Source organism: Teichococcus aestuarii, from assembly GCF_042651065.1.
GTDB lineage: Bacteria > Pseudomonadota > Alphaproteobacteria > Acetobacterales > Acetobacteraceae > Pseudoroseomonas > Pseudoroseomonas aestuarii.
In genome coordinates this window covers 38,041-45,083 of record NZ_JBHSCH010000034.1, presented here as the reverse complement: position 1 = coordinate 45,083, position 7,043 = coordinate 38,041, and the positions used below count along the sequence as shown (strand labels likewise).

Genomic DNA, 7,043 nt, shown 5'->3' with positions numbered 1-7,043 from the left:
GGCATAGGCCTGCGGCCAGTAGGAGGGATCGCCCAGCATCAGGAAGTGATGCGGAAACTGCGGCTGCGGGATCGGCCCCAGCAGCGGCCCGCCCTGCACGCCGTTGTTGCTCTGGCCGTAGTTGATCAGCAGCACCAGCGGCGATGCGCTGTCAGCCAGCGTCTGCAGATCGTACTGGTCGGCGAGCTGCACGACATCGTAGGCGCGGCCGGTGCTGTCCTGCACCGTGCCGACGATCAGCCGAGAGTTGCGGTGCCGCCTGACATTGAAGGCGGCGATGCCGCGCAGGGTCTCGGGCGGCAGATAGCTGTCGGCCTGCAGGTCGTCGCGCGCATCCGGCGAGAGCCGCGCCTCCACCGTGGCGTTGTCGTGGATGCCCAGCACCACGCGCTCATCCGGCGTGACGAAGCCCTGCGGGAACGACACCTGCATTGGCGCCAGCGTGACGCGGCGGATCTGGCTGTCGCCGATGTGCAGGCCGAGCCAGCCGCCCTCCTGCCAGCGGAGCGGCGCATGCCCGTCCTGGTCTTCGAGTAGCGGCAGCTCATCGTCGGCCACCGACATCGGCGCGAGCTGCTGCCCGTAGAGAAGGAGGGCGGCGACACCGGCCGTGCCATCATCCTCGCCGGAAATGAGCCATTTGCCGGCCTCGGTGCGCAGCCCCCAGGAATAGTCCTCCAGGCTCATCAGGTCGCCGCGCAGCAGCACGCCGGCCATGCCGAGGGTCAGATCCTCACCGATGTCGAGCAGCGGCCGGCCGGCCGGGTCGGTGACCTCCCAGAGGTTGTCGGTGACCACGTCGGGCGCGACCATGCCGAGCACGGGCAGGGCCCGCGCGGCGGTGCTGGTGCGCTGGGCCTCGGCCAGGGCAAACGCCTTCTTCTGCCGCTCCGTGTCGCCTGTACGCACCGGCAGGCCGTCCTGGAGGCGATAGACGCCCTCCTCCGGCCCGATGGTGAAGACCACCCCCAGCGCACCCTCGCCAGCCCCTACGGCGCTCCAGGCTGCCACCAGGGCCGCCACGCTCGGGCGCTGTGGCGCGGCGTTGAGGACCGCGGCCTCGGTGCTCTGGGCGGCGGCTTCCGTGCGCTGCTGCGCCGCCTCGGCGCTCTGCTTCGCAGCCTCCGCCTGGCCAGCACTCTCGGCTGCTGCGGCGACGGAGGGAGCGACCTCCTCGCGGGCTGCCTCCTGCGCCGCCGGCGTCGCGGCCTGGCGGGCAATCTCCTGCAGGCCCTCCACCGAGGCGTCGACGGTTTCCCGGGCCACGCGGCCGGCCTCGCTGACCACAGTCGAGGCGATGGCCTCGGCGGCCACCTGGGCCACGTCTTCGCGCAGCACACGGACCGGCAGGGCACGGCCGAGAGGAAGGCCTGCGGCGTCCTGCACGCCGACCAGCTGTTCCTGGCCGGTCAGCGCCTCCATCTCGGCCAGCTCGGTGATCAGCTGGCCGGTCAGGGTGGTGCCCTGTGGCAGCACCATCACAGCATCGGGCGCCGGCATCAGCACCGGGTTCGCCATTCGGATTCTCCTGTGAAACAGCGGGCCACGCCGAAGCGTGGCGGTCAGACGGCGTCGATGGTCAGCCAGTCCAGGGCGGGACGGGGCTCGGCGCAGCGTGCCTGGATGTGCCAGCGACCCGGCTGGTCCAGCACCCAGTCGAGCCAGGCCAGATTGGTCGCGCCGTGTACGATCAGGGCGGGCGGCGCGACGATGCGCAGGCCATCCGGCCGGATGAGCGTGAAGCGCAGCGCCTGCAGGCCGGCAGCGTCACCGGTCATGGCATCGCGGCCCTCGACCACCAGACGCACGCCCTCGCCCATCCAGACGCGGGGCAGCACGATGTCGGGGTGGGCGGCCGAGGAAAGCGCCAGCACCAGGTCGGGCGGGCCCGGGGGCGGGGCTGGCATGGTCAGGCCGACACGGAGAGGATCTCGGCGGCCCGGGCGGCATCGATCAGCCCGGCGGTCACCAGGGCCTGCACGCCTGCGGCCAGATCCGGATGGTCCAGCTCCACCTCCTGGCTGGCGGCCAGGTCATCGAGGAACACCTGCAGCGTCGCGTCGCCCGCCGCGAGCGCCTGGCTGGCGGCGAGGGTGATGGCGCCGCGCTCCGCCAGCGTGAAGCGCAGCCGGAACTGGCGCGGGGTGATGACGCGGATCGGCGTCGGCGGCGGCGCCTCGGGCGGCAGCGGCGGCAGGAAGGTGCCAGCCTCGCAGCGCCAGCCCTCCAGCACCTGGCTGGCCTGGTCTTCCGGCAGCGGCGCCATCTGCGCCGCGATCTCCGGCGCCATCAAGGCGTCGAGCGGCAGGTCCGCGAAGGTGTCGGGCCGCTGGTAGAGGCTGCGCACGACGCCATCGACCACATGAGCGTATCGGGTGCTGGTCATGTCGCTATTCCTCAGATCCAGAGCACGAGGCAGAGGCCGTTGGCGCCGGCCCCGCCGCTAAAGCCGCCGGCGCCGCCATTGCCGCCGCCGCCCGGAAAGACCCCGCCGGCGCCGGCGCCGTTGACCGAGGGTCCAGGGGTCGACGCCATGAAGGCGCTGCCGCCGACGCCGCCGCCCGGCACGCCGCCGTAGTTGATGCCGAGGCCGCCGACGCGCCCCGCGATGACCAGCTGGCCCCCGGAGCCGCCCGTGCCGCCCGCCCCGGCGCCGCCCGTCTGGATCGTGTTGTTGCCGGCGAGGCCGGCGCCGCCGCCGATGGCGGTGAGGTATGCGCCGAAGCTGGCATTGCCGCCGGCACCACCATTGCTGGGCGTGCCCGCCCCGCCCGAGCCCCCGCCCGGCACGGTGACGGGGATCGACTGGCCGGGTGTCAGGCCGTTGACGATGCCGACCCGGCATTCGCCGGCGCCGCCCGCGCTGCCGGCCGAGCCGGTGCCGAGAGATCCGCCGCCGCCGCCGCCCGGCGCCCAGAGCAGCACCAGGCCCTGCGTCTTGCCATCCGGCACCACGGCCGCCCCCGAGGTGAGGAACACCGACAGGCGCGCCCCGAACATCAGGCGCAGGGCGGCCAGCACCTGGGCGGTGTTGCTGGCCAGCGGAAAGAGGCCGGCGGCCTCGATCAGGCCGACCAGCTCGTCCTGGACGCCGTTCATCCACCAGGCCGGCACGTTGGTGGCGGGGATGCCGCCTGCCGGGTCGCCCTCGGTGAAGTAGCCGAGGTTGCCCGAGAGCGCCGGCACCGCCGGCGGCGTGGTCACCGCGGTGCTGCTCTGGATCCGTTTCATGGGGAGTCCCCGTAGGCAAAGAGGAGGAGGGTGTGGGCCGGGACGAGGCGGCGCAGGCTGCATTCCAGGGCGGCATTGCCCCAGGCGGCGAGCGGCTCGCCGACCAGCGACTGGCCGACGCGAAAGCGCGTCACGGTGGTGGCGGGTGCGCGGATGCGCAGCGTGTGCGCCCAGGCCTCGCCGTGCAGCGGCTGGCCGACGCGGAGCAGGCCGGCGCGGGCGGGGGCGAACTCCTCGACGGTGATCGAGAAGCCCAGCGCCGCCGCCTGGGCGACCAGGTAGGGCACCGACTGGCCGCCCTGCGCGGTCAGGCGGGCGGTGAGCTGGGCGCGGCGCTGCTGCAGCGTCGGCGCCGCACCGGCGCAGCTGTCGGGCAGGCCGAGGCTGGCCTCCCACTCGGGCAGCAGCTCATAGGCGGTCGCCGGGAAGGCATCGGCCAGCAGCCCGGCCGCGCGCGCCTGCAGGCGGGCGGTGAGGGTGGCGACGCCGAGGGCGATGGTGGCCAGGGTGGAGCCGGGCTCGCGCGGCCAGACCGGGCCGGTGGGCAGCAGGGCGAGCAGCGCGGCGCAGTGGTCTTCGGCGCTCCGCATCGGTCAGCTCCAGCTGATGGTGCCGAGCACCGGCAGCGCGCCGGGTGGGGCCTGTACCAGCCCTGGCGAGACCAGGTTGAAGCGCGTCACCCCCTCGGCGCCGGCGATGGCGCCGATGGAATCCGACTGGAAGATCTGGCCGCCCGGCGCGCCCTGGCGGCGGAACATGCCGCGCAGCGCCTCGGCGATGGCGGTGCGCGTCCCGACGCTGTCCTGCGCCAGGTCGGTGATGACGTAGTCGACCGGATAGGGGGTGGGCGCCACGACATAGACCAGGGCAGTGGCCGGGCGGAGCGGGTAGAGCGCATCGGCGATGGTGAGCTGGTCGCCCGTGGCCGGCGTGGCGCGGGTCTCGGCCGCGGCGACGCCATCGGCGCCCTGCGGAAAGCCGCCCGCGCCAGCCTGGGCGTCGTCCAGCATGGCGTAGACCACCACCGTGCCGGCGCCCATGCCATTCGGCGCGATCCAGGCGCGGGTAACGCCCGGCACGGCCCGGGCCCAGGTCTCGTAATCGGCCACCGCGCCGCCCTGCGGAGGTGCGCGGAAGCGGTCGAGCATGCGCTGGCGGAAATCCTCCCCCCGCTCCTCATCGGCGCCGCCGGTGATCAGGCCGGCGGTGCCGGCGGCATTCACGCCGAGCACGGCGGAGCGGATGACCAGCGTCGCGCCGGCCGTGCCATTGCCGGCCGCACCGGCCTCCAGCGCGACCACCGGCACGATCAGGGCGCTATCGCTGCCGATGACGGCGAGCGCTGTGGTGCGGAACAGTGCGCCATCGGCCTGGCGCACCAGCTCGGTGCCCTCGGGCAGCACCGCGCCCACCGTGCCGCCATAGACGGCGGTGCCGGTGGCCGCGCTGGGCGCCTTGCGCAGGATGCCGACCAGCGCCGCCCAGGCGGCCAGGAACTCGCCCGTGGCGGTGAAGGGCACCGCCTGGCGGGCGATCCAGTCGAGATAGCCGTAAAGCCCGTGCACCAGGCCGGCGCAGGCCTTGGCCAGGATGGCCACGGGCGAGGCGCGCAGGATGGCGGGCACGCGCAGCACGCTGGCCATGTCGGCCAGGGCCTGCGCGCCGAGGGCGCGCAGGGTGGGTCGCTCGAAGGGCATGTCGGGGTCAGGTCCCTTGCCAGGCCCAGTCGGCCGTGACGCTGCGCGCCGTGCCATCGGCGCGGTGGAGGAGGATGCTGGCGCGGATCTGGCTGCGGCCGTGCCAGCTGGCGGTGACGGTGATGCGGGCGGCGAGGCCGGCCTCGATCATCCAGGCCAGCGCCTCGCGGCAATAGTCCTGCGCCAGGCGCAGCGTCTCCGGCAGGCGCTTGGCGCGGCGCAGCAGCCACAGGCGCGAGCCCACCGGCTGGTCGTCCAGCAGCTCGCCCCACCAGCCGCGGCGGTCGGTCTCGCCCGGCGGCAGCGCGTCGTCGTCGCTGGCGCGGCGATCGGTGAACAGCGACACGAAGACCAGCGTCACCAGCGGCGGGCCGGTGACCAGGTCGCCCTCGGGCAGGCGCTGCCAGTCGGCGGTGAGGCCCTCCCGATCCCAGGCCAGGGCGATTTCCTGGCTCATGGCGCGGGCATCCCGGTCTGGGCGCCGCCGGCCTGCACCCCGCCATGGCGGTGCTGGGTCAGGCTGATTCCGCCGGCGACCACGTCGCCGGTGACGGTGAGCTGCGCGGTGTCGGCGATGATCTCCGGCGCACCCTGGATCCGCACGGCGCGGCCGCCGCCGTCGATGACGATGCCCTGCCGGGTCAGGTGGATCCGCTGGCCCAGATCGTCGTGCAGCGCCACCTCGCCCTCGGCCAGCTCGATCTGGTAGCGGGCGTCGTTGGTGGCGATGACCAGGCCGCGGCTGCGGTCGCCGGTCAGGAACAGCACCACCGCCTGGGCGCCGGGCTGCGGCCGGGTGGCCAGCCCGTATTGCGCCAGCAGCGGCGTGGCGTCGCGCGCCTCCGCCTCGTCGATGCGCAGCTGCGCCCGACGCAGGCCGCGGCCCTGCAGGGCGGTGGTGGCGGTGATGCGGCCGATGGCCACCAGCGAGACGAGGCGGCCATAGAGGCGCTCGAGGGCGCTGCTCATGGGGTGGCTCCTGCCCGCAGGGCCTGGGCGACCTGGGCATCGAAGGGTTGCAGGACGATGGGCTCGGGCTCGAAGGCCTCGCGCGGCATCAGCAGCAGCTCGGCATGAGTGCCCTCGGCACCGCGGCGGTAGGTGACCTCGGCAATCAGCCAAGTGGCGTCGCGGATCTCGAGCGCCGGCAGGTGCACCGAGGCGAGGGTGTTGGGCTCCCACAGCCGGCCGGCGGCGTCGCGCCAGCTGTCGGCGGTGATGCTGACTGCGCAGGAGCGGCCATTGCGCCGGTTGCGCTCCCACAGCGCCCGCTGGGTAGCGATGTCCTGGCCGAACTGCTCCTGGTCGGAGACCAGCATCTTGGGCCGGAAGCGCCGGCCGGTGCCGGGCCGGTCGGCGCCGACCGTAATGTCGGCGACGCGGGCGCGCTGGTTCCAGGCGGCATCGCCGCCGGCGGCACGGGCGATGTCGGTCAGCACATCGATCGATTGCCAGACCACCTCGTAGAGGCTGAAGCGCTGGTCGGTGCCGAAGACGGCGGAGGCGGCCTCGACGTTGAGGCCCTGGCGGAAGCCGCTGGCCATGCGGTCGGTGCCGGCGCGGGCCAGGATCAGGTTGCCGTCCGCGCCCTCATAGGCGAGCAACGCGGAGTGGCGTGCGACGCGCTCGATGATGTCCCACGAGCTCTCGGTCAGGATGACGTTGAACTGCGGCACGGTCAGGCCGTCGCCATCGGGCGCGGTGACGCTGATGCCGAAGGGGGCGGCAAGCTGGGCGGCGAGCGCCCGGGTGCTGGCCAGCATGAGCTGGCCGTGGGCGTCGCGCAGCCAGGCGGCGCAGTCGACCAGGTCCTGGCAGCGGCCGCGACCCAGCACGCGCAGGCGGTGCGTGCTGCGGTCGATGCTCGGGCAGTAGCGGTCGATGTAGCCGGTGACCACGACATCCTGGCCGAGCAGCACCTGGCAGGCGCTGCCGGGGCGCGCGGTGACGCCGTCCAGCTCGCCGGGGAAGCGCTCGGTCAGGGTGATGTCGAAGTCGCTGGGGCAGCGCTCGATGCCGCGCGAGACGCGGATCTCCTGCCAGCCCGACAGCCGCCGGCCCTCGACCAGGAGCGTCAGCTCGCCGTCGTCGGGCATGGAATGTCCTGTGGGGTAC

At 73.8% G+C, this 7,043-nt stretch carries 9 protein-coding genes; all 9 read right to left on the bottom strand.

The window, feature by feature from the left end:
* A partial coding sequence (locus tag ACFOY6_RS14055; RefSeq protein ID WP_379651340.1) for a hypothetical protein occupies nt 1–1,518 on the bottom strand: 1,518 nt, incomplete at its 3' end.
* A gap of 44 nt (nt 1,519–1,562) precedes the next feature.
* Nucleotides 1,563–1,907 carry a hypothetical protein gene (locus ACFOY6_RS14050; RefSeq protein WP_379651338.1) on the bottom strand — a complete coding sequence of 115 codons (345 nt, stop codon included), beginning with the start codon at nt 1,905–1,907 and terminating at the stop codon, nt 1,563–1,565.
* 2 nt (nt 1,908–1,909) lie between these two features.
* A complete protein-coding gene (locus ACFOY6_RS14045) occupies nt 1,910–2,386 on the bottom strand; it encodes a hypothetical protein (RefSeq protein WP_379651336.1) in 477 nt (158 codons plus the stop codon).
* A gap of 11 nt (nt 2,387–2,397) precedes the next feature.
* Entirely contained in the window at nt 2,398–3,231 is an 834-nt protein-coding gene (locus tag ACFOY6_RS14040) for a glycine-rich domain-containing protein (protein WP_379640692.1), read from the bottom strand.
* Nucleotides 3,228–3,821, bottom strand: a complete 594-nt coding sequence (locus ACFOY6_RS14035; protein ID WP_379640691.1) for a YmfQ family protein — start codon at nt 3,819–3,821, stop codon at nt 3,228–3,230. The genes ACFOY6_RS14040 and ACFOY6_RS14035 overlap by 4 nt, the downstream gene beginning before the upstream one ends.
* 3 nt (nt 3,822–3,824) lie before the next feature.
* Nucleotides 3,825–4,928 carry a baseplate J/gp47 family protein gene (locus tag ACFOY6_RS14030; protein WP_379651334.1) on the bottom strand — a complete coding sequence of 368 codons (1,104 nt, stop codon included), beginning with the start codon at nt 4,926–4,928 and terminating at the stop codon, nt 3,825–3,827.
* 7 nt (nt 4,929–4,935) lie between these two features.
* A complete protein-coding gene (locus ACFOY6_RS14025) occupies nt 4,936–5,385 on the bottom strand; it encodes a phage GP46 family protein (protein ID WP_379651331.1) in 450 nt (149 codons plus the stop codon).
* Entirely contained in the window at nt 5,382–5,897 is a 516-nt protein-coding gene (locus ACFOY6_RS14020; RefSeq protein ID WP_379640689.1) for a phage baseplate assembly protein domain-containing protein, read from the bottom strand. The genes ACFOY6_RS14025 and ACFOY6_RS14020 overlap by 4 nt, the downstream gene beginning before the upstream one ends.
* Nucleotides 5,894–7,024, bottom strand: coding sequence for a phage baseplate assembly protein (locus ACFOY6_RS14015; RefSeq protein WP_379651328.1), 1,131 nt, complete (start codon nt 7,022–7,024; stop codon nt 5,894–5,896). Before ACFOY6_RS14015 ends, ACFOY6_RS14020 begins: the two co-directional genes overlap by 4 nt.
* Nucleotides 7,025–7,043: the final 19 nt, after the last annotated feature.